The following is a 20,796-nucleotide window of genomic DNA, read 5'->3' as shown; positions in this document are numbered from 1 at the left end:
CTCCACGCGGCGTCGCTCCATCAGGGTTGCCCCCATTGTGAAAGATTCTCGACTGCTGCCACCCGTAGGTGTCTGGACCGTGTCTCAGTTCCAGTGTGGCTGGTCGTCCTCTAAGACCAGCTACCCGTCGTAGCCTTGGTGGGCTTTTACCCCGCCAACTAGCTGATAGGCCGCGGACCAATCGGGAAGTGACAGGCCTTGCGGTCCCCGTCTTTAGTCTTTCGACCACATGCGGTATTAATCCAAGTTTCCCTGGGCTATCCCCCGCTTCCCGGAATGTATCCACGTGTTACGCACCCGTTCGCCACTAGATCATCGCGATATTGCTACCTCAATGATCCCGTTCGACTTGCATGTCTTATCCACGCCGCCAGCGTTCGTTCTGAGCCAGAATCAAACTCTCCAAAAATATTTGCCGGCTTTATTTCAAGCCAGCCATTGACTGTGCCTGTTTAAACCACAGGCACCTGCGCACTTATTCGCGCAGCGCACAATTTAGCCTTTTGTTTTCTAACAACATTGCTCGGCTTTCGCCTCGCTTTGCTGCTTCTGTTTTCTGAAAGATCGTTTCTGAAATTCGGGAATTGTGAGCAGCTTTTGCGTCTCGCGTTTCCTTTTTCTCAGCCGCCGTTTTCCGCTGGCGGACGAGCAGATTAGTACAACTCCGAGACCCTGCAACATGATTTTGATCTTTTTTCTCCAAGTCCTCGTTTTTTCGTTCCGCCAACATGCTTTCCCCGATGTGAACACATCACTAGACGACGGGTTGTTTCACGTTCGGGCAAGCAAGGGGTGTTGCCACATGCCAAGAGAGAAAATAAACGCTGACGCCCACGGCGCTGCGTGGTGTCGCAGCAAGATCCATTCGTAACACGCGGGCTTTGTTTGCACGGCAACAACCAAACAATCCAACTGCACGGGTGCATCGTTCATTCTCTCGCCGACGGAGATTGTTTCGACACCAACCGCTAACGAAACATTGCCGCACATCCATACGCGGTAGCTTTTCCTTCAGCGTGCGATGCTTCCAAGAAGGGCGCACAATTGTGCGCCTGTTACGATCTTCCAATCACATGACGCATGTTGAAATCACACGCATGATTTGAGCCTTCTCCCTTGGCCTCATGTTCGTGAGCACGATTTGCATCCGAATGATTTTGTCAGAGACCCACACAACAGGATCCAAGACCTTGTGGGTCGATCTCCATTCAACTCTTCGCTCCTGTGGCAGATAACCTCACATGCAGTCCTTGAATCCAGCATGCCGTAACAAGGCATGAGTGCGTTGGATCGAGGCGTGCATCAAAAAAGTGGTGTCTTTCGTGCTACGCCTGCTATTCCATTTAGTGCTCTCCAACACAATGAACACCCCTCAGACCTTCACCACTGGCTCCGGCGCTGCCGGCAAATTTTACTCCCTCCCCGCTCTCGAAAAAGCTGGCATCGGCAAAGTCTCGCGTCTGCCGGTTTCGATCCGCATCGTGCTGGAGTCGCTACTGCGCAATCTGGATGGCAAGAAGGTCACCGAAGCGGATGTCAAAAACCTTGCGAACTGGAATGCAGAGGCTCCGGGCGAATACGAAATTCCGTTCACGGTCGCTCGTATTGTGCTTCAAGATTTCACCGGCGTGCCTCTGCTCGTCGATCTGGCTGCGATGCGTTCCAAAGTGAAGGAACTCGGCAAGAATCCGAAGATGGTCGAGCCGCTCGTTCCGGTGGACCTCGTCGTGGACCATTCCGTGCAGGTCGATTTCGCCGGAACACAGCAGGCGCTGAATCAAAACCTCGCCCTGGAGTTTGAGCGCAACAAGGAGCGCTACCAGTTCCTCAAGTGGGGCGAGCAGGCCTTTGACACCTTCAAAGTCGTTCCTCCCGGCATCGGCATCGTGCATCAGGTGAACCTCGAATACCTCGCGAAGGGCGTGTTGGAGAAGGACGGCGTGTTTTATCCTGATTCGCTCGTCGGCACCGACTCGCATACGACCATGATCAACGGCCTCGGCGTCGTCGGTTGGGGCGTAGGCGGCATCGAGGCTGAAGCCGGCATGCTCGGCCAGCCCGTGACCTTCCTGGTGCCCGAAGTCGTCGGCGTTTACCTCAGCGGCGCGATCAAAGAAGGCGTCACCGCCACCGACCTCGTGCTGCATGTCACGCAGATGCTGCGCAAGCTCGGCGTCGTCGGCAAATTCGTCGAGTTCTACGGCCCTGGCGCTGTCAGCCTGCCCGTGACTGACCGCGCGACCATCGCGAACATGGCTCCTGAGTATGGTGCCACCATGGGCTTCTTCGGCGTCGATGAAGAAACCATCGCCTACCTGCGCGGCACTGGCCGCAGTGACGAACTCTGCACCACGGTCAAAAATTACTACCAGGCGCAAGGCATGTGGGGCATCCCCACCGCGAAGGGCGTGCTCGACTTCACCGCCGAACTCGAACTCGATCTTGGCGTCGTCGTGCCCTGCGTCTCCGGTCCGAAACGCCCGCAGGACCGCATCACGGTCGGCGATTTGAAGACAACCTGGGCAGACCTGCTCACCAAGCCCACGCCTCAGGGCTACGGCAAGCAGCCAGAGGTTGCCACTCAGGCTCCAGAATTGCCGCCCTCGCTCGACTCCGTGCCCGATGGCGCGGGTTCACTCGCCGAGGTCTTCGGTGCGCAGATGGGCGTGGTCACGGAGCCCGGCGACCAGCCATCCTACCCGCTTTGGGAAGTCACCGTGGACAGCAAAGCAGGTGTCAAAGACGCCATCACTCACGGCAGCGTGCTCATCGCCGCCATCACGAGCTGCACCAACACCAGCAACCCGAGCGTCATGCTTGCCGCCGGTCTGCTGGCCAAAAAAGCCAATGCACTCGGCCTCACCATCAAGCCTTCCATCAAAACCAGCCTTGGACCTGGCAGTCGCGTCGTGACGGATTATCTCACCAAAACTGGCCTTCAGCCTGAACTCGACAAACTCGGTTTCCAAACTGTCGGCTACGGCTGCACCACCTGCATCGGCAACAGCGGCCCGCTTGATCCCGGCATCGAAGACGTCGTCAAAGGCGAGGATATCGTCGCCGCCAGCGTGCTCTCCGGGAACCGCAACTTCGAGGCCCGCGTGCATCAGAGCATCAAGGCGAACTTCCTCATGTCGCCCCCGCTCGTCGTCGCCTACGCCATCGCCGGCACGGTGGACATTGATTTAAGCCGGGACGAACTCGTTCCCGGCAGCGGCGTCCATTTGAAGGACATCTGGCCCACACTCGAAGAAGTGCGTGACGCCATGGCCTCCGCGCTCAGCCCTGATGTCTTCCGTAAGCTCTACACCGACTTCGCCAGCCAGAATCCGAAGTGGAACGAGATCAAAGGCGGCGTTGGCGAAGTCTTCGAGTGGGACGGCAAGTCCACCTACATCCAGCATCCGCCGTTCTTCGCGGATTTCAGCATGACGCCCGGCGACATCGTTGAAATCAAAGGCGCGCGTCCGCTCGGCATCTTTGGCGACAGCGTCACGACCGACCACATCAGCCCTGCCGGCAACATCAAGAAAGACAGCCCCGCTGGTCGCTTCCTGCTCGAGAACGGCGTCACCCAGGCCGATTTCAACAGCTTCGGCAGCCGTCGTGGCAACGACCTCGTCATGACCCGCGGCACGTTCGCCAACGTCCGCATCAAGAACCTCATGATGGGCGGCAAAGAAGGTGGCTATACGTTTTATTTTAGGGGGTCAGTTGAACCAGTGACTTTTGTCGACGCTCCTTACAAAGACGTGCAGGACATAGTGCCGCCACATGGAGCCCACGGAATCGCCACTTCAATCTATGATGCAGCCGTTGCCTATCAGAAGGAAGGAACGCCGACCATTGTCATCGGCGGCGAAGACTACGGCATGGGCTCCAGCCGCGACTGGGCCGCCAAAGGCACCCGTCTGCTCGGCGTGAAGGCCGTCATCACCAAGAGCTTTGAGCGCATCCACCGCAGCAACCTCGTCGGCATGGGCGTCCTGCCCTGCAACTTCAAGGACAAGGCCGACTACGACAAGGTCAAAGACCTCGCTACTGCTACCTTCGACCTCCTCGGCATCTCCAACGACTTCAAGCCCATGAGCGAAGCCACCCTCCGCGTCCACAAGGCCGACGGCAGCACCTTCGACATCCCCGTCATCGTCCGCATCGATACCCCCGTCGAAATCGACTACTACCGCGCCGGCGGCATCCTGCCGTATGTGCTCGCGCAGATCCTGCGTGCGAACGCCTGATCCGTAGAACGAGTTTTCCAACTCGTTCCTCGAACCACTCACCTAAACCCGGCAGACCGAAAGGCTGCCGGGTTTTTGTTTGCTTGGAATCGCCGGGCACAACGATCAAACTCCCGCCATGAACGCCTCCACCGTCTTCCCCATGATCCCCGTAGCGAGCAAGTCGCTGTGGTTCTTCGCCATCATCGGCCTCATCCTCGTCGGTGCCCTTGTCCTGATGATCTGGCTGGCGTGGTCCATGCAGCATGTGCGTTTCACGGTCTCCAACGAAGGCCTGCGCCTTCAAGGCGATCTCTACGGCCGCTTGATCCCGCTCAAATCGCTCAAGCTCGACGAAGCGGTGGTCACCAACCTCAACACCGACAAGGATCATCAGCCCAAATGGCGCACGATGGGCACCGGGCTGCCCGGTTACGCCGCAGGATGGTTCAAACTGCACAACGGAACGAAAGCACTGCTCTACGTCACCGACCGCACGCACGTCGTGCGCATTCCCACGACGGAGGGCTACACGGTGATGCTGAGCGTGGCAGAGCCGAGGGCGCTGATTGACGCCTTGAAGCAGCAAAACGCACCCTGACGGGCCTTTAACCGCCATTCACCACCATCCCGCGCAAAGCGCTCGATGACATCATCGGCTGGAGCAGGGCAAGACCGGCACGGAGTTGGGATGGACTGCTGACGGCGGGGTTGTTGACGAGGAGGACATCCGAGGCCAGCGGGGCCAGCGGGGCGACGTTGGCGAAGCTTTTGAGCAGCGGGGAAGCGTCGAGGATGATCCAATCGACCTCCGTTTTCGCGCGTTCGATCCACATGCGGTAGCCATCGAGCAGTTCGTTGGTGGCGTGGGCAGGGAGATCGCAGCCGGGGAGCAGGAAGAGATTGCTATGGCCGTAGCGCAGAGCTTCGAGGTCGTGCGCATAGGCTCCGTAGCCCTGTACGGCACGGGGGAACCACTGGTGCAGCGTGGGGGAGGAGGGATTGCACTCCATCATGAACACGCGGCGGCCCTGATGGCAGAAGGCGGCGGCCAGGGCGGCGGAAACGAGTGTTTTGCCCTCGCCTGCACCGGCGCTGGTGATGAGAATGACGCCTGCGGAGGTGCTGCGGTTCAGAGCCTGCTTTTCAAGCGTGCTGGTGAGCTGATGCAGGGCGCTGGAGGCTCCGATCGGCTCCGGCTTCAGCAGCTCGGAAAGCATGGCCTCCGGCGTGGTGCCATGCACATACGGCAGCCGGGCAAGGATGGTCGTTTCACCATCGGCAGGCTTGATGGCAGGCATGTGACGTGTTTGGGGCCGTGTGGACGCCATTGACTCCATCGCGGGCAAGGCAGGTGCGACAGGCGAGGAAATGGTGAAGGGCGAGTCTGGCTGGTGCTCTGAATAGCTGTGGCCATACGCGGTGTGCTGCATGGGATCCTGCATCGCCGGGTTTTCGACTTTGGGGCCGAAAAGTTTCCGGACATGATCGTCAAAGATGCCCCAGCTCACCGGCAGGCCGATCAGAGAAAGGCCAAACAGCATGGCCGCTGCCACGGCGGCGATGGGCTTGTTCGGCTTCACGGGTTTTTCCGGCACCATCGCCACGTCCGCCACGCGCAGCAGGCCGCTGTCGCGGAACTGGCCGGTGAGAGCGGCCTGGCTGCGGCGCATCTCGATTTTTTCATACAAATCGCGGTCCATGCGCACCTGGTCGCGCAGCATGCTCTGCTGTACGTTCTTGCCGTTCACGTCCAACGCCACGCCGCGTGCCTCGTCAAGCTGGCGGCGATAATCCGCGATCTGGCGCTGCTGGGACTCGACCTCCGTCTGAATCATGCTGACCACCGCGTTCACCGTGCGATTCAGCGCGGCACGCAGGCCGTCGATCTCATTCGCGAGGCCGATCATGCGTGGATGCCTGCGGCCGCAGGTCGCCTCCAGCGGGGCGCGTTCGGCGATCTTGGCATCCAACTGCTTGCGGATGTAGGCCACGTCAGCGTTGTCGGCAAAAAGCCTCAATTCGGTGAGATCACGGCCAGATTTCTGCGCTGCGACGAGGTTGTCGAGGTCGCTACGGGCCTTGGTGAGCTTCAAATCGGCCTCGGTGATGGCGGCGTTGAGCTGGCGCACCTTGTCGTTGGAGACATCCTTCGTGTCGGTGTCTTCCATGATGCCCTGGCTCTTGCGATACTCGGCGAGCTTCTGCTCGGACAATTGCAAACGCTTCTGCAACTCCTGCGATTTCGTTTCGAGATAGCTGGAGGCATCGGCGCTGAGCTTGCCCTCCTGGTCGGCGACGTAATGGATGTACTCCTCGACGTAACGATTGGCGAAGTCGGCGGCGAGACGCGGATCGCGGTCGCGCACCTGCACGCGCAGGACATGGGATTCCTTGAGCGGCTCCACCCGCACGGAGGAAATCATGAGGTCGATGAAGCGTTCACGCGGATCGCCGGGCTTGCCAGGTTTGTAGAGGCCCATGAGCTTCAGCAGCTCATCCTTGCGGCTGAGCGAGTTCGCTTCGCGTTGCAGATACGCATCACGCTGCGCCGCCGGGAAGTGATCATAGAAATGACTGAGGAAGCGGCGAGAGAGCAGCTCGGTGCGGTGGTTGTTGATCAACTGCGGCGCGCTGAGTTCCGTGACACCACGCGTGGACATGGCCTCGAAGTTGAACACGTTGGCGTCCTGGATGCGCAGCAGCAGCTGGGATTCGGCCTCGTAAATTTTAACCCCCATGCCGAGGTAATAAAACGTGAACGCGGCAAGCATCAGTCCCAGCACGGCGCCGCTCAGCCAGCGCTTGCGGATGTAACCGAACACGTCCGCGATGCTGATGAGCGGCTGCACCTCGAAATCACGCGGATTGATCGGCGGCAGGAAGGCACGCGGATCAAACACGGGCGACATGCCCGGATGTGCCGGCATGGTCATGGAGGGGGCCATCGGCATCAGGCCACGCGAGGGCGTGAGGGCAAGCATCGTCCCAAACCCGTGCTGTGGCGCGGCGTTGGAAGGCTGCATGCTGTAGGAAATGGCCATGGTCGTGGAGAATTAAGCGGCTAGAGGAAGGGCGGATTCGTGGTGGAGCGCAGAAGCACGTGGCGTGGACTCGTGCAGATGCATGGCTTTCAGGATGATCTCGTTCACCAGACGCACGTCGAAGACTTCTGCGGCGAGCCGGTGGCTCGCACGGCCCATGCTGGCGATCTGCTCCGGCTTGGTAAGGAACCATTCCATCGCGCATTCGACGGCGGCGACGTTCTGCGGCTGACAGAGGAAGCCGTTCTCGCCTTGCATGAGCATCTCGCCGTCCTCGCGCTGCGTTTCGCCCTCGGCGGTGAGTTTGACGCATTCGCGGGCACCAACGGAGTTCGTGGTGATGACCGCACGGCCCATGGCGAGCGCCTCCAGTGTCGCATGCGGCACGCCTTCGCGATACCAGGTGGGCAAAACGAAGACATGCATCGTCTTGAGCAACGCAGCGACATCCTTGACCATGCCGTGATGGATGAGCGTGCCTTCCGCGACCCAGTCATGCACCTCATGTTCCGACACACGGTTCGGATTCGGATCAAACGGGCCGACGAGGTGAAACTCCGCATGCGGGAAGAGCTGTTTGATGCGCCGGGCGGCCTCCGCGAAAACACGCACGCCTTTGCTGATGAGCAGACGACTCACAAGCACGAAGCGGATGCGGCCCGCTACGATGTCTGCGTCGTTTTCGAGCGGAGCGTGCGCGAATTCATCCATGTTCACGCCGGAACCGGCGGTGACATGCACGGGAACACCGGCAGGAAGCATGTTCGACTCGGTGAAGAGCTTCAAGTCGTCATGATTTTGCATGAAGATGACATCCGCGCGCTTCAGGGCGAAGCGATGCAGTGCCTCGGAGATGTAACTGAGGATTTTCTGCTTCCACGTCACCGGTTTGACGAAGGTGAAGCCCAAGCCGGGCAGCAACGCGTAAATGCGGCGGATGCCGGCCAGACGGGCGATGACGCAGCCATACACGACCGATTTGATGGTGTAGGCGAACAGCGCGTCCGGCTTTTCAGAGCGGAACAGCCGCCACATGTCCCACATGGTCACGAGATCCTTCAGCGGATTGATTTTGGAACGCGCCATGCGGATGGCGCGATGTCTGCCGCCGAGACTGGCGACGAATTCCCGCACATGCGGATAATCTTCGGCGGCAGAAGTGACGAGTTCACAGCCTTGCGCGGCGAAGTCGCGGATCAGATCGCCACGGTGATAGACGAGCGTGTTCGCATCTGCGGTAAGAACGAGGACTTTCATGATTCGTGATCCTCCTGAAGTTCGTTGACGCTGTCGGCGCGTTGTTTCAAACAGCGCGGGAAGAGGCGGCGCACGGCGCGCAGCGCGTGGAAGGCGGCGGCGCGCCAGCTTGATGGATTGCTGGCCTCGAGATCGAGCAACCAGCGCAGCCCCTCGCACCACTGGCGTTTGTACTCGTAGTCACTGGGCAGCATGTCATGCACGCGCAGACCACGCTGGATGGAACAGTCAATGCACCAGCGCATGACGAGCTTGCCGGGTGAGAGTCGGGCAAAAGCGGGATCCCAGCCCATCTGGAACTGGAAGAACTCGTCGCGCTCCACAAAACCATACATGGCGGCGATGATCTGACCGTCTGCCTCCAGCAAAGGCAGCAGGGCGCGGCCCTGCGGCAGCCATTGCGCGGCAAGACGCTGGTGAAAACGCCACGAGGCCGGTGTGATGAAAGTGCTGACGTCTTCAGGCCAGTGACGGGCATGCAGCGCGCCCAGCGCATTCATCGCGCTCTCGAACGACACACGTTCTCCCGCCAGCGAGGCGACACCTGCGTGCTGCGCGGCGAAGGCCTTGCGACGGCGGCGGAGCTTGCTGCGCCGCGCGCCCGTGTGGCGTGCTTCATACTCTTCCGACGCGGCGGGCAGGCGGATGAAATGACAGGCATAGCGGTTCAGCACGCCGGTGTGCATGAAGGATTCCTCCAATGCGGCGAGGATGTGCGGAGTGTTCGGTGACTCCTCCGGCAAATGATTCAGACGCACGACATCGCATTCGTGACGCAGCAGTTTGAAGATGCGGCAGAGGCGCGGCGTGAGATCGTCCTCCTGCCCGGCAGGCACGATGAGATCAAGGCGCTCGCCATGCGCGTCGCCAAAACCGCTGATGAAGGAGAGCGCGGTAAGATGGCGGCGGGCGCGATCTTTCTCTCTCGAAAGCATGAGCGGCGCGATCGCATGGGGAACGCCCTCCTCATCACGCAGCAGGCCGATGACGAGCCTGGCATCACGTTCACGGCATTCCGCCCACCACAAACTGACCCAGTCCCAGCGCAGGAAGGGCGAACGCGTGACGGTTTGATCGACAAGCGCGTCCCAGAACGGCGCAAGCGCGTGAAATCCGGCTTCATCACGCACGAGGTCGAGTGTGAGGGCGCCGTGGCGTGACTGTACGGGCGATACAGACGGTTTGGGCAATGTGACGGTCATGGCGCGCCTCCTTTCTCCGCTGCGGCGGTCTGTTTGCGATGATGTGCGGCTTCGATCATGGCACCGAGTTGATGCCGCGCGTCCATGAGCGCGCCGGGATTGTTGTCCCAGTCGCCAAAGCCGCGCGCAAAACTCGATGTGAGGCGACGCGCGTCGTCTTCGAGGCCCAACTGGCGTGCCAGCATGAGGTAATCATAGTCCTCCACAGCTTCGCGCAGCCATTTCAGGCGCATCGAGGCCACGGGAGCATGCCGTCCGTGGCGTTTCTCCGTGGCGGGGTAAATGTAGGAGCCGTCGCCGTTGTAAACCGTACCGTCGGGCGTTTTGAATGTGCCCGCGTCCTTCCAGACATCGACGCCTTCAGCGGCAAACAGTGTGTCCCAGTAGGTAAGGCCGGTGATGCCGTGCTTCGGCAGCAGCCAGCCGACGATGCGATGCGCCAGAGGCGGATAATCGAGCGCCCACACGGGCGGGAAGCTGCTGCGCAGTTCCTTCGGCCTGCCCTGCTGCTTTTCCCATTCATCCGGCATCTGCACGAGCGCCGCATAGGCCCAGATTTCATCACCAGCCTGGCGGCGCACGGCGATGTCATGCCTGCCACCGGCCCACTCCATGTCCTTCCACACTTCGCTGAAATGCGGCACCCAGATGTCCACGGCGCGGTTGAGCGTGCCCCAGGCGGTTTTTTCCGCCGTGGGCTGCTCGGTGATGAGCAGCGGCACGCGGATGCCGTGCTTCTCCTCGACTTCGTTGAAGAACTCGCCCCAGCGGCGCACATTCTCGTAGGCTGCGGCGTCGTTCGGCTCATCGAGATCGCCCATGATGACATAGCCGCGTGATTCGCAGCGGATTTTGGCCAGCAGCTTCATCCATTGCGCGACGTAGCCCATGGCGGCTTCGCGATCCTTGCCGAGCGGGTCGTTGAACGGCCATTGCGGCCAGATCGGCAGGCCGATGGTGCTGCAATGACGGTGCAGCAGGTGCTTTCTCAATGCGCGTTCGACCTTGCCCTCGTCAATCTTGCCGGTGCTGGCATCGGGATAGCTGCCGTAGATTTGATCGACGCTGAGACGATGCTCGGCGAGGAGATCGTAGTATGCGTTGAGCAAACCGACGTGGGTGAGCGAGGGCGTGTTGTTTTGGTAATCCAGGCCATGCACCTCGGCAATGCGGCGCACGGTGGTCATGATGGAGGTGCGCAGCTTCGGCACCACGGGCAGATCGAAGTCCCACACGTTGAGCGTGTAAGCGGCGATGGCGGCGGAACCGTCGGAGAATTTGAAACGCACTTCCCCGGTGTAAGCGCCTGGCGCGGCGGTGTAGGGCACGAAAACATCGACCCAAAACGGCTGGTTCACGATCGCAGAGCCGCTGATCTCATGCGCGGGCATGTCGAGCGGCACGAGCGCGTCGGGATAATCACCCGGAGGCAGTGGAGCCATCGGGGTGGACTTGGAAACGCGGACGTAGTGCTCGCGCAACACTTTCGGCGCGGGCAGCAGCATCTCGGAATCGTGTTTGGCGATGCCCGTGGCGATGATCTCGATGTTTTTGAGCTGCTCCGGTGTGGCGGAGACGATGATTTGCAGCGGCTCCCATTCGCCGCGCGCGGCGTGCAGGGTGTGCGTTTGCGCTGTTGGCGGTGTGCCATCGCGGGAGATGCGTGTCATGCCGTCGCAGAATGACACCCTCACCGGCTGGGCGAGAGCATGGGCGGTCAAAGCGAGAAGCAGGAACGTTGTCTTCACGACCGCACCTCCAGGAGTTGTGCGTAGGTTTCCGCATACTGGCGGGCGGCCTGCACGATGGTGAAACGCTCCAGCACGCGCTGGCGTGACCGGATGGAAATGTCTTCGCGTGCGACGAGGCCAAGGCGCAAGACCTGTTCCCAAGCACTTGCAAGCGCCGCAGGATCACGCATCGGCACGACCTTGCCGACATCTTCGAGCAAACGTGAGCAATCGCCCACGTCGGTGGTGACGCATGGCACGCCGCAGGACATCGCCTCAATGACGGTCATCGGGCAGGCCTCGGTGCGCGAGGAAAGCGAAAACACGTTCAGCGCTGGATACAAACGCCACGGATCGGGCCGGAAGGATTCAAAGCGGACCTGATCACGATGCGGCAGTTGCGCGAGGAGTTCACGCTCTTCGGCTCTCATTTCGACCTCCACGCCGCCACAGAAGACGAAGTGAGCGTCAGGCAGGCGTGTTTGCAGCAACGCCGCCGCGCGCAGGAAGGTCGGCAGATCCTTCATCTCATGAAAACGGCCGACGTAGCCGATGACAGGGACGTTGGGAGACAGCTTCAGTTCAGCACGGGTGTCGAGCGCGGCATCGGTGTCGGGCACGAATCGGTCGGCGTCGATGCCGTTGGGAATCCAGCGCATCTTGGAACGCGGATAACCGATGGCGGCGTGATCTTCGATGGCCGTGGCAGAGCAGGAGATGATGCGCGACGGGATGAAGCGTGAGCTGAGCGCGAGCGCCCGACGGAAGAGAGCCGTCTTGCTCCTGCCGTCACCGGGATTGCGATGGATTTCGCGGCAATGGATGCTCCAGACGATGTTGCGCACACCAGCAAGCCGGGCAGCCCAGCCGCCGACGAGATCGGCGTGATGCATCCACGTCTGCACGATGTCCGGCCGCTCCGCGCGCAGGACAGCACGCAGCCTGGCCAGCGTTTCGCGGTGCAAATACGCGCTGCCTTCGAGGTCATGGACATCGACACCGGCCTCATGCAGCCGCTTGAGATGATGCGGCCAGGGCTTGGCATTGATGGCGACGACAACGCTGCGGAACTGCGCGGGATCGAGCGATTCTGCGAGGTTCATGAGCATCGCCTCCGCACCGCCGCCGCCGATGGTGTAGGCGAAGTGCAGCACCACCGGGCGTTTGTCACGCGCAGGAGCAGGCAGTGATCGCGCGGGCACAAAAACACGCGCGCGCTGCCGGCCCGGCAGCAGCAGCGTGTCACTCGTGCTGAGCGTGATCGTCTTCATATCATCGACATCGCCTTCAGGCAGCTCTGCCTCCATTCTTTGAGCGTTTCAAAAGCCCCGGAAACGGTGGCCTCCGCCTCCCACACGGATTCTGGTGACCCGTAGCGTGGGAGTTGGAAGAGAGAGACATCGTTGTTCACACGGCCGGAGATGGTGGTGCAGGCGGCCTTGAAGCCCGCCTCGCGCACCAGTAGCATGGTTTCGCGCGTGAAGTCGTCAGCACTGCCGTTCGGGTAGGCAAAAGTGGCGGGCAAATCGCCGATTTCCGCCCGGATGCGGTCACGGCAGGCGGAAATCTCAGCACGCATGGCCATGGAGTCACAACGTGCGAGAATCGGATGGGTATGGGTGTGCCCGCCGATGTCTACATGACCGCTGAGGGACATGTCACAGGCCATTTCCCAAGTCATCGGACACATGGGAGTGGGAAGGTCCGCCAGCGTGGGCGAGGAGACTTCGAGCGCCTCTTCCAGGCGGTCCACCTCTCGGAGCAGGTCCGTGTCAGGCAGTTCTTTGAGTTCGGGCATTAGGCGCACGAGGGACTGCTGGCGCAGCTCACGCGTGCCGAGGTAGAGACGGAGCTTCTTGTTGTTGATCTTCCAGTCGATCAGTTGCTTCCGCGTACGTCCCAAGGCCAGATCCACCCGCTGGAACCACAGCATGTCCTCGCCATCAAGAAACCCCGTGGCGACGAAGATCGTGGCATGGAGATCGAACTCCTTCAGGATTGGGTACGCCAGTTCGTAGTTCGAGGCGTAGCCGTCGTCGAAGGTGATGACGACGGCATTGTCCGGCAGCCGGGTGCGTTTCGTCCTGGCCTCGATGAGATCCGCCAGTGAAACCACCTTGTAATCCGCTGCCAGCAAGGCGCAGATGCTGCGGAAGACCGAGACCGGCAGGTGCAGTGTCCAGTCGAGGATGTCAGGATCACCGGCGTCTTCGCATAAGCCATGGAAGGCCAGAATCGTAGCTTCCGAGGCACGGCGCGTCCGCGCGAAGGACGCAAGACCGCTGCCGACGAGGGCGGCGGCTTTGATGGCGCGCGAGTGAAGGGCGAGCGGCATGATCCAAAAGACGGCTGAGGGATGACGTCGTCAGCTTAGAAAGCTGGCGGCGATTGTGGTTATGGAAATTGATAAAACAAAGCGATTCTCCATACTTTAGGAGCCGATTTGTTAACTTCAATAGAATAATCATAATTACTGTATAATTATCTTGGCTCCAAAGTGGGCTGAGAACTGGAGTTCGCTTGTGGCGGAGACGGGTGAACGTAGGTCAATTTCGACGAAGTTCGTTTTCGCCACTCCAAAACACTGCCCATCAAGGGATTGTGCTTTTTGCTCTTACCCAGATTGGGGCGATGTAGAGCACTGATTGGCGTGCTCGTCTGCGGATGATTGTTCCTGCAGGGAAGTGAGCGCCGTGGGGCGGCGCGAAGCCAAAATGCAGTAGGTGTTACCGGACACCTCGATGAGGCGGCGGCCGCCTTGGGCGTACAATCTATGCGCGCCACGATGATGTAGGGCAACGTGCGACCCTCCAAAAGCCCATGCTGTAGCATTTTCACAACCGTGTCAGAGGACTTCCCTTCGAGCTGCTTTGGACCACTTATTTCCACTTGCCCAGCAGCCGCAAATAGGTCTCTGCATAGCTGCCGATTGCTTGTGCGATACTGAAGCGCTCCTGCACTCGCGAACGCAACCGTGTGGCGTTTTCGTTTTTTGACTCCCTACCTGGTCGCAATGTTTGTTCCCAGGCATTCGCGAGCGCTTCCGAATCACCCGCAGGCACGACACAGCCAGCACCTTCGAGCAGAAACGCGCAATCCCCAACGTCCGTGGCCACACAAGGCACACCGCAGGACATCGCTTCAATAATGCTCATGGGGCATGCTTCACTGCGTGAGGAAAGCGAATAAACATCCAACGCCGGATAGATGCACCAAGGATCCGTGCGAAACGCCTCGAAGCGCACCTGGCCAGGAGACGGCAGCAATGCGAAGGCTGCACGCTCCTTATCGCTCAAATCAGACTCCAGACCACCGCAGAGCAAAAAATACGCTCTAGGAATGCGCGACTGCAACAAAGCTGTCGCACGCAAAAAAGTGGTCAGATCTTTGGCTCCGTGAAAACGCCCTGCAAAGCCGATCACCGGCACATCTGATGGCAGTTGCAATTCCGCACGGGTAGCAAATGCGGCCTTTGCATCAGGGATAAATCGTTCAGTATCGATGCCATTGGGAATCCAGTGCATTTTAGAACGTGGATAGCCCATGGCTGCATGCGTTTCGATAGCAGCCGCGGAACAGGAGATGATTCGGCTCGGAATAAAACGAGAACTAATGACCAGCGCCCAGCGCAGGGAGGCAATCATGAACCGGCTTTCCTTTGGGTCGTGAAATGTCTCCAGCGTGTGGATGCTCCAGATGACTTTCGGAACTCCCGCCAGCCGGGCGGCCCAGCCTCCGACAAAATCAGACTGTTGTATCCAAGTTTGCACGATATCAGGCCTCTCTGCGCGCAAAATGGCACACAGTCTGGCAAATGAACCAAACGAGAGGCTTTCCAAGGAATGCAGCGTCACTCCCGCTGCGACGAGACGCTGCACCAAATCCGGCCACGGTGTGGTATTGACGGCCACCACAACACTGCGAAACCGCGAGGGGTCGAGCTTTTCGACCAGGTTCATCAGCATCGCCTCGGCTCCACCACCGCCGAGGTGGAAAGTGTAATGGAGTATGGTGGGACGCATGTCTCTGCCCTCAGCGCTGGAAACGTCCATCTTCATGTCTGCGACAGCATTTTGAACCGGCTTTTCCATTCCTGAAATGTTTCAAACACCCCGGAGACCACGGCATTAGCCCACCAAGAAGAACAAGGAGCACCATAGCGAGGAAGCCGAAAGGCGGACGTCTGCTCATCAACACGCGCCTCAATCATCGAACAGGCGGCTTTGAACCCGGCTTCCCGCACTATATTCATCGTTTCACAGGTGAAATCATCTGCCGTGCCGTTCGGATAAGCGAAGCTGACGGGTGGTTTCCCAAGCTCATCATGAATGCGGTCGCGACATGTAACGATTTCCGTGCGCATCGTGGCGGCATCGCATCGTGCCAAAATCGGATGCGTCATAGTATGTCCCCCGATCTCGATCTGACCACTGGCGGACATTTCCCTCGCCATGTCCCAGGACATCGGGCGCATCCGTTCTGGAAGATCCCCGACCTGCGGCTTTTTGACCTCCAATGCCGCTTCAAGTCGGTCCACCTCTCGACGCAGTTCGACATCGGGTAAGCGTTTGAATTCCGGCATCAGGCATAAGAGCGATTGCAGGCGTTGCGCGTGATTGCCAAACCGCAGGCTCAGAAGCTTGCCGTTGATCTTGAAATCGAGCTGCGGTTTCTGCGTGCGGCTCAATGCCAGATCCACGCGTTGGAACCACAACACATCCTCCCCGGCAAGAAACCCGGTGGCGACATGGATGGTGGCTGGCAGGCCAAACTTTCGCAAAATGGGATAGGCCAGCGCGTGATTGGAGGCAAAACCGTCGTCAAAGGTGATGACCACCGCATTGTCGGGCAAACGAACGCCACGAGCATGCGCGTCAATCAGGTCTGACAACCGAACAACCCGGAATTCGTCCCTTAGAAGCCTGCAAATGCCTTCAAAGATGTCCATCGGCAGATGCAGATACCATTCAAGGCTGTCGGCATCGTCCGCAGTCTCACAAAGGCCATGAAAAGTCAAAATCGCAGCTCTCGAAGGATGCCGGGTGCGTGCGAAGGCCGCAAAACCGCTGTCCACCAACACAGCTTTAGCGAGACGGTTGTAGAAGAAAGAAAGAGGCAAGGCGATGACAGCGGAGTGGCTTTTTAACTTCACCAAGCTTGATGCTTATCGCATAAAAGCAACAAGGCCGGAGAGTGCAGCTCCCCGACCTTGTGCAAAAGTCCTCGCTGGAAAAATCAGAGCGGTCTGATCCACACGTTCCGCAGACGCACCGGCGGGTCGTTTTTATGATCTTGGATGCGGATCGGCGCCTTCTCAGGGAATTCGCCGGTGTAATCAGTGACCTGTTTGTGCTTCGTCGGGCCCATGATCTTCGTGTGGTTCTGCACGCAGATGCCGTTCACGAAGGTGGTGATGTAGGCCGGCTCCACGACCTTGCCGCCTTCCAGTTTGGGGGCGGTGAAGATGATGTCATAGACCTGCCACTGGCCGGCGGGGCGCACGGCGTTCACCAGCGGCGGCGTCTGGCCGTAAACACCGCCGGTCATGCCGTCGGCGTAGGTCGGGTTGTTGTCGCAGTCGAGCATCTGGGATTCGTAGCGGTCCATGAAAAACACGCCGGCGTTGCCCTTCTTCTGCGAATTGCCCTTCGTGTTCGGCTCACTCATCCACTCCAAGTGAAGCTGGCAGCTCGCGAATTCCTGCTTCGTCCAGCAGTCGCCGCCGGAAATCATCATCACTCCGCTGTCCACCGGCCACGGGCACGGAATGATCTTGCCGGTTTCCTTGCCCTTGGCGTCCTTCTCCTTCGCCTGGAGGGCGTCCGTGTTGGTGCCGTCGAAAATCACGATCGCATCCGAAGGTGGTGCGCCGGGTTTTTCGCCAGGGGCCACGGCATTCGGGCGTGGACGGTCGATGTCATGCACCTTCCACTGCGTGCCGGGAATCACCGGCGTGTCCGAGTAACCGATGGGCGAGGGCTTTTCAGCCGCCGGAGCAGCCGGTTTGGGGTCCGCAGCGAAGGCGGCGATGCCGGTCAGGGCGAAGGCGAGAGTGGAAGCGATGATTTTCATGAGGGATGCAGCAAACGAGAGGCCGCATCCGATGTTGCAGCACAAGCGGTGAAGTAATGGGAAAAAGAGGTTGCCAATCGCCTGAGAGAGCGGACACTCTCGTTCCATCAAATCGCGGGATGGAGCAGCCCGGTAGCTCGTCAGGCTCATAACCTGAAGGTCGTAGGTTCAAATCCTACTCCCGCAACCAATTTCAAACGCCCGCAGCAATCGCTGCGGGCTTTTTGTTGTCACGACTGCCCTTCCACCTCAAAATAATCATCCTCCGCGATGTCAGGGATGCCGACGACGAGAACCCGCATCTTGCCGCGGGCGCCGTGGACGACACCGGGGGGGATGTGGACGAGGGAGCCTTTGCTGACGGGTTGTTCGACGCCGTCGAGCATGACGGAACCGCCGCCGTCGAGGACGTAGTAGAGCTCGGTGGAGCGTTTGTGGTAGTGAAGCTTTGCGCCGTCGATGTCCACGGCATGCGCCCAGGCGGCGGGCGAAAGATCGACGTCCTCGCGGCTGATGAGACGATCCCGCCAGCCGCAGGTGCTGCGTTCACGCGGCGTGTGGCCTTCGTGGCGAACGAGCAGCGGACCTGTGGGTGATTTGATCATGAGATTGGCTATTTCCCAGCGCGATGGGCTTTGATCTCCTCAGCAAGGTGCACAAAATCGCCTTTCTCGCAGAGGCGCACGAAGCCTTCGGTGAAGCGCTTCAGTTCATCCCACACGCTGCGGATGTGCTCCGCCTCCTCGATCGTGATGCGGTTGTCGGAGGCGGCCTTGCTGATCGCAGTCAGGAGATCGGCGAACTGCTGCACGATCTCCTGCGTGGCGGGCATGAGTTCCATGCCGCGCGGACCGCCACCGGCGGGGTTTTGCACGAAGACGCCGTTCGCCTTGTGGCAGAGCCACTGGATGAGCTGCGGATCCTGCGTGATCTCGAAGAGCTGGCGCACGCGGTCGAGCGGGTTCGCGGTGCCGCTGCCCTGCATCTCATCGGGCTGGGACCATTTGTAAGCGAGCGAGAGGGACACGCCCATCTGCGCGGCCACCTCCTTGAAGCTGGTGTTCTCGACGGCCTTGCTGATCACTTCATGGGAGTCCATGCCAGATTTGTTTCAGAAGCGGAGCGGTTTGGCAAGCAGCATCCTTGCCGTTCTGGCATGGCAAATGTCACACGGCGGCGATCTTTGGACTTGTAGCAGAAAGCGCCTCCCGCGTAAGCTGGACGCCCATGAAAATTCCAAACCTCCTCCTCCTCGCGGCGGTGTCATTCATCCTGACCTCCTGCCTTGAAGTCAAATCAGTCGTCAGTGTGAACAAGGACGGCACCGCCACGATCGAAGAAACCGCGCTGCTCGGCGCTCAGCTCCAGGCCATGATGGCGCAGGGCGGCGGCGCTGGCGGAGCCGATTCGATGAAAGACCTCGTTCCCGACAAGGCGAAAGCCGAAGAGCGTGCGAAACAGCTCGGTGAAGGCGTGACAGTGAAGTCACACGAAGACGTGAAGCTGCCCGATGGTCGTGGTGGCGTGAAGGTGACCTACGCGGTGGCCGATATCCGCAAGCTCAAGTACACGCCCTTCGGCGCGAAATCGAAGGAAGGGAAAGAGGAAAAGCCCGCCACCTTCGCGCTGGACGGCTCCACACTCACGATGACACTGCCGGTGGACAAAAAGTCCGACAAGCCGAAGTCCGAGAAACCTGCGGTGCCGAAGGAGCAGATGATGGCGCAGATGGCCATGATGAAACCGATGTTCGCCGGCATGCGCATGACCGCCGAGATCAAGGCCCCGGGCGGCGTCGCCAGCTCCGACGCCACGCATTTCGCTGGTGACACGATGACCGTTCTCGACATGCAGATCGACAAGCTCATGGACAAGCCGGAGAACTTCATGGGCTTCATGGAGTCCGCCGAGCAGAACCTCTCCATGGCCGAGGCCGCCGACAAATTCAAAGGCGTCGAAGGCATCAAGATCGAAGGCAAGGGCACCGTGAAGATGGAGCTGAAATAAGCCGCCTCACCGTTCCACAAATTCAACACGCAATGGCCGGAGCACCACGCTCCGGCCATTTTGTTTGAGATGCCGGGATCGGCATGAGTTTTCGTTTGCCGCACCGTCCTGACGCCGGACAGTCGCCCTGCATGATCTCCCAGCTTCTCGATTTCGTCCTGCACGTCGATAAACACCTGCAAACCTTCGCTCTGGAGCACGGAGCGCTGATTTACGGGCTGCTGTTCGCGATCATCTTCTGCGAGACCGGCCTGGTGGTGATGCCGTTTCTGCCGGGCGATTCGCTGCTGTTCGCCGTCGGGGCGCTTTCCGCGCAGGGCTTCATGCGCATCGAGTACATCATCCCGCTGCTGATGTGCGCCGCGATCATCGGCGACAATTTGAACTACTGGATCGGACGCAAGGCCGGCGGCTGGATCGTGGGCCAGCGCTGGTTCAAGCGTGACTACCTCGCCAAGACCGAGGCGTTCTTCGTGAAGCATGGCGGCAAGGCCATCATCCTCGCCCGCTTCGTGCCCATCGTGCGCACGTTCGCGCCCTTCACCGCAGGTTTTGGCCGCATGGATTACCGCCGCTTCCTCTGCTACAGCCTCGGCGGCGGCTTGTTCTGGGTGCTGAGCTTCAGCATCGCCGGTTACTTCCTCGGCAGCATCCCGATCATCAAAAACAACATCAAGCTGGTGTTCCTGCTCATCATCGTCGTCTCCGTGCTGCCCATCGTGATCGAGGTGCTCAGGCACCGTGCGGAAGCGAAGCGCGCCAGGCAAAACAGCCAGGACTAAGGCTGCACGCGCATGCCAGTGCTGGGATTGAGGTAGTAGCCCGGATTGCCGCCGACACCGGGCACGTACACCGGCTGCTGTGAGGTGGGAGCGCCCAGGTACGGCTGATTGGGCATGTAGCCGGGAATCGGCGCGCCGGGATACACCGGCATGCCGCCGATGGTTTGATAGCTTTGCACTCCTCCAGAGGATTGGATCACCGTGCTGGTGCTGCGCGTGCCGAACGGGCCGGATTCATTCTGCTGATACATGAACTGATTGCCCTGTGGCATCGCCGTCGGTCCCGATCCAGGCGCGTAACCGCCTCGGGGCACCGGCGCGCGGTTGCTGGCCGTGGTCGTCGTGCTGGCGGGCGGAGGCGTCCGATTGGAGGAGGGGTAGTAGTAGCTCGATCCGTCCTGCGCAGTGGGTGTTTCACAGGAAGACAGTGCAAGGAGTCCGAGGGCAAGCGCACAGAGACGTGTTTTCATGCCCCTATCGTA

At 60.0% G+C, this 20,796-nt stretch carries 16 protein-coding genes, 1 tRNA gene and 1 rRNA gene; 5 read left to right on the top strand and 13 right to left on the bottom strand.

Annotated features, from left to right (window positions below; genetic code table 11):
- Positions 1-409: ribosomal RNA gene (locus tag U1A53_RS07975) — 16S ribosomal RNA — on the bottom strand; the annotation flags it as partial.
- Between the two features lie 952 nt (positions 410-1,361).
- Here U1A53_RS07975 and U1A53_RS07970 point away from each other — a divergent pair.
- Positions 1,362-4,241 carry an aconitate hydratase gene (locus U1A53_RS07970; RefSeq protein ID WP_322280121.1) on the top strand — a complete coding sequence of 960 codons (2,880 nt, stop codon included), beginning with the start codon at positions 1,362-1,364 and terminating at the stop codon, positions 4,239-4,241.
- A gap of 118 nt (positions 4,242-4,359) precedes the next feature.
- Complete coding sequence (locus U1A53_RS07965; RefSeq protein WP_322280120.1) at positions 4,360-4,821, top strand: PH domain-containing protein; 462 nt, start codon at positions 4,360-4,362, stop codon at positions 4,819-4,821.
- Positions 4,822-4,828: 7 nt separating this feature from the next.
- Here the strand turns inward: U1A53_RS07965 and U1A53_RS07960 are convergent, their stop codons facing one another.
- The 9 genes from U1A53_RS07960 to U1A53_RS07920 form a co-directional block, all read right to left on the bottom strand.
- Positions 4,829-7,264 (bottom strand): hypothetical protein, encoded by a 2,436-nt coding sequence (locus U1A53_RS07960; protein ID WP_322280119.1) that lies wholly within the window; start codon positions 7,262-7,264, stop codon positions 4,829-4,831.
- Between the two features lie 12 nt (positions 7,265-7,276).
- Entirely contained in the window at positions 7,277-8,521 is a 1,245-nt protein-coding gene (locus U1A53_RS07955; protein WP_322280118.1) for a glycosyltransferase family 4 protein, read from the bottom strand.
- Entirely contained in the window at positions 8,518-9,723 is a 1,206-nt protein-coding gene (locus U1A53_RS07950; protein WP_322280117.1) for a GNAT family N-acetyltransferase, read from the bottom strand. Before U1A53_RS07950 ends, U1A53_RS07955 begins: the two co-directional genes overlap by 4 nt.
- On the bottom strand, positions 9,720-11,471 hold the full coding sequence (locus U1A53_RS07945; RefSeq protein ID WP_322280116.1) for a DUF4091 domain-containing protein: 1,752 nt from the start codon (positions 11,469-11,471) through the stop codon (positions 9,720-9,722). Before U1A53_RS07945 ends, U1A53_RS07950 begins: the two co-directional genes overlap by 4 nt.
- Positions 11,468-12,724 (bottom strand): glycosyltransferase, encoded by a 1,257-nt coding sequence (locus tag U1A53_RS07940; RefSeq protein WP_322280115.1) that lies wholly within the window; start codon positions 12,722-12,724, stop codon positions 11,468-11,470. The genes U1A53_RS07945 and U1A53_RS07940 overlap by 4 nt, the downstream gene beginning before the upstream one ends.
- Complete coding sequence (locus U1A53_RS07935) at positions 12,721-13,788, bottom strand: polysaccharide deacetylase family protein (RefSeq protein WP_322280114.1); 1,068 nt, start codon at positions 13,786-13,788, stop codon at positions 12,721-12,723. The genes U1A53_RS07940 and U1A53_RS07935 overlap by 4 nt, the downstream gene beginning before the upstream one ends.
- A gap of 544 nt (positions 13,789-14,332) precedes the next feature.
- Positions 14,333-15,544, bottom strand: coding sequence for a glycosyltransferase (locus U1A53_RS07930; RefSeq protein WP_322280113.1), 1,212 nt, complete (start codon positions 15,542-15,544; stop codon positions 14,333-14,335).
- Positions 15,508-16,605 carry a polysaccharide deacetylase family protein gene (locus U1A53_RS07925; protein WP_322280112.1) on the bottom strand — a complete coding sequence of 366 codons (1,098 nt, stop codon included), beginning with the start codon at positions 16,603-16,605 and terminating at the stop codon, positions 15,508-15,510. Before U1A53_RS07925 ends, U1A53_RS07930 begins: the two co-directional genes overlap by 37 nt.
- An 83-nt stretch (positions 16,606-16,688) precedes the next feature.
- Positions 16,689-17,525: a DUF1080 domain-containing protein gene (locus U1A53_RS07920; protein WP_322280111.1), complete on the bottom strand. Its 837-nt coding sequence runs from the start codon at positions 17,523-17,525 to the stop codon at positions 16,689-16,691.
- A 113-nt stretch (positions 17,526-17,638) separates the two neighbouring features.
- On the opposite strand from U1A53_RS07920, the gene U1A53_RS07915 reads away from it, so the two are divergent.
- A tRNA-Met gene (locus U1A53_RS07915) sits at positions 17,639-17,715 on the top strand.
- A 40-nt stretch (positions 17,716-17,755) separates the two neighbouring features.
- Here the strand turns inward: U1A53_RS07915 and U1A53_RS07910 are convergent.
- Positions 17,756-18,130 (bottom strand): cupin domain-containing protein, encoded by a 375-nt coding sequence (locus U1A53_RS07910; RefSeq protein ID WP_322280110.1) that lies wholly within the window; start codon positions 18,128-18,130, stop codon positions 17,756-17,758.
- A gap of 8 nt (positions 18,131-18,138) precedes the next feature.
- Positions 18,139-18,624, bottom strand: a complete 486-nt coding sequence (locus tag U1A53_RS07905; RefSeq protein ID WP_322280109.1) for a phage regulatory CII family protein — start codon at positions 18,622-18,624, stop codon at positions 18,139-18,141.
- Between the two features lie 128 nt (positions 18,625-18,752).
- On the opposite strand from U1A53_RS07905, the gene U1A53_RS07900 reads away from it, so the two are divergent.
- Positions 18,753-19,532, top strand: a complete 780-nt coding sequence (locus U1A53_RS07900; protein WP_322280108.1) for a hypothetical protein — start codon at positions 18,753-18,755, stop codon at positions 19,530-19,532.
- A gap of 131 nt (positions 19,533-19,663) precedes the next feature.
- On the top strand, positions 19,664-20,314 hold the full coding sequence (locus tag U1A53_RS07895) for a DedA family protein (RefSeq protein ID WP_345786482.1): 651 nt from the start codon (positions 19,664-19,666) through the stop codon (positions 20,312-20,314).
- On the opposite strand, the gene U1A53_RS07890 is transcribed toward U1A53_RS07895, so the two are convergent.
- Positions 20,311-20,784 (bottom strand): hypothetical protein, encoded by a 474-nt coding sequence (locus U1A53_RS07890; RefSeq protein ID WP_322280106.1) that lies wholly within the window; start codon positions 20,782-20,784, stop codon positions 20,311-20,313. The genes U1A53_RS07895 and U1A53_RS07890 overlap by 4 nt on opposite strands.
- Positions 20,785-20,796: the final 12 nt, after the last annotated feature.

It is taken from the genome of Prosthecobacter sp., assembly GCF_034366625.1.
Lineage (GTDB): Bacteria > Verrucomicrobiota > Verrucomicrobiia > Verrucomicrobiales > Verrucomicrobiaceae > Prosthecobacter.
The sequence above is the reverse complement of the archived record's forward strand: the minus strand, read 5'-3'. Positions and strand labels throughout refer to the sequence as shown.

What these genes read in the sequence shown, in the direction of transcription:
- U1A53_RS07970 (WP_322280121.1), top strand. Translation starts at nt 1,362, where the DNA reads ATGAACACCCCTCAGACCTTCACCACTGGCTCCGGCGCTGCCGGCAAA.
- U1A53_RS07965 (WP_322280120.1), top strand. Translation starts at nt 4,360, where the DNA reads ATGAACGCCTCCACCGTCTTCCCCATGATCCCCGTAGCGAGCAAGTCG.
- U1A53_RS07960 (WP_322280119.1), bottom strand. Translation starts at nt 7,264, where the DNA reads ATGGCCATTTCCTACAGCATGCAGCCTTCCAACGCCGCGCCACAGCAC.
- U1A53_RS07955 (WP_322280118.1), bottom strand. Translation starts at nt 8,521, where the DNA reads ATGAAAGTCCTCGTTCTTACCGCAGATGCGAACACGCTCGTCTATCAC.
- U1A53_RS07950 (WP_322280117.1), bottom strand. Translation starts at nt 9,723, where the DNA reads ATGACCGTCACATTGCCCAAACCGTCTGTATCGCCCGTACAGTCACGC.
- U1A53_RS07940 (WP_322280115.1), bottom strand. Translation starts at nt 12,724, where the DNA reads ATGAAGACGATCACGCTCAGCACGAGTGACACGCTGCTGCTGCCGGGC.
- U1A53_RS07935 (WP_322280114.1), bottom strand. Translation starts at nt 13,788, where the DNA reads ATGCCGCTCGCCCTTCACTCGCGCGCCATCAAAGCCGCCGCCCTCGTC.
- U1A53_RS07930 (WP_322280113.1), bottom strand. Translation starts at nt 15,544, where the DNA reads ATGGAAAAGCCGGTTCAAAATGCTGTCGCAGACATGAAGATGGACGTT.
- U1A53_RS07920 (WP_322280111.1), bottom strand. Translation starts at nt 17,525, where the DNA reads ATGAAAATCATCGCTTCCACTCTCGCCTTCGCCCTGACCGGCATCGCC.
- U1A53_RS07910 (WP_322280110.1), bottom strand. Translation starts at nt 18,130, where the DNA reads ATGATCAAATCACCCACAGGTCCGCTGCTCGTTCGCCACGAAGGCCAC.
- U1A53_RS07905 (WP_322280109.1), bottom strand. Translation starts at nt 18,624, where the DNA reads ATGGACTCCCATGAAGTGATCAGCAAGGCCGTCGAGAACACCAGCTTC.
- U1A53_RS07900 (WP_322280108.1), top strand. Translation starts at nt 18,753, where the DNA reads ATGAAAATTCCAAACCTCCTCCTCCTCGCGGCGGTGTCATTCATCCTG.
- U1A53_RS07895 (WP_345786482.1), top strand. Translation starts at nt 19,664, where the DNA reads ATGATCTCCCAGCTTCTCGATTTCGTCCTGCACGTCGATAAACACCTG.
- U1A53_RS07890 (WP_322280106.1), bottom strand. Translation starts at nt 20,784, where the DNA reads ATGAAAACACGTCTCTGTGCGCTTGCCCTCGGACTCCTTGCACTGTCT.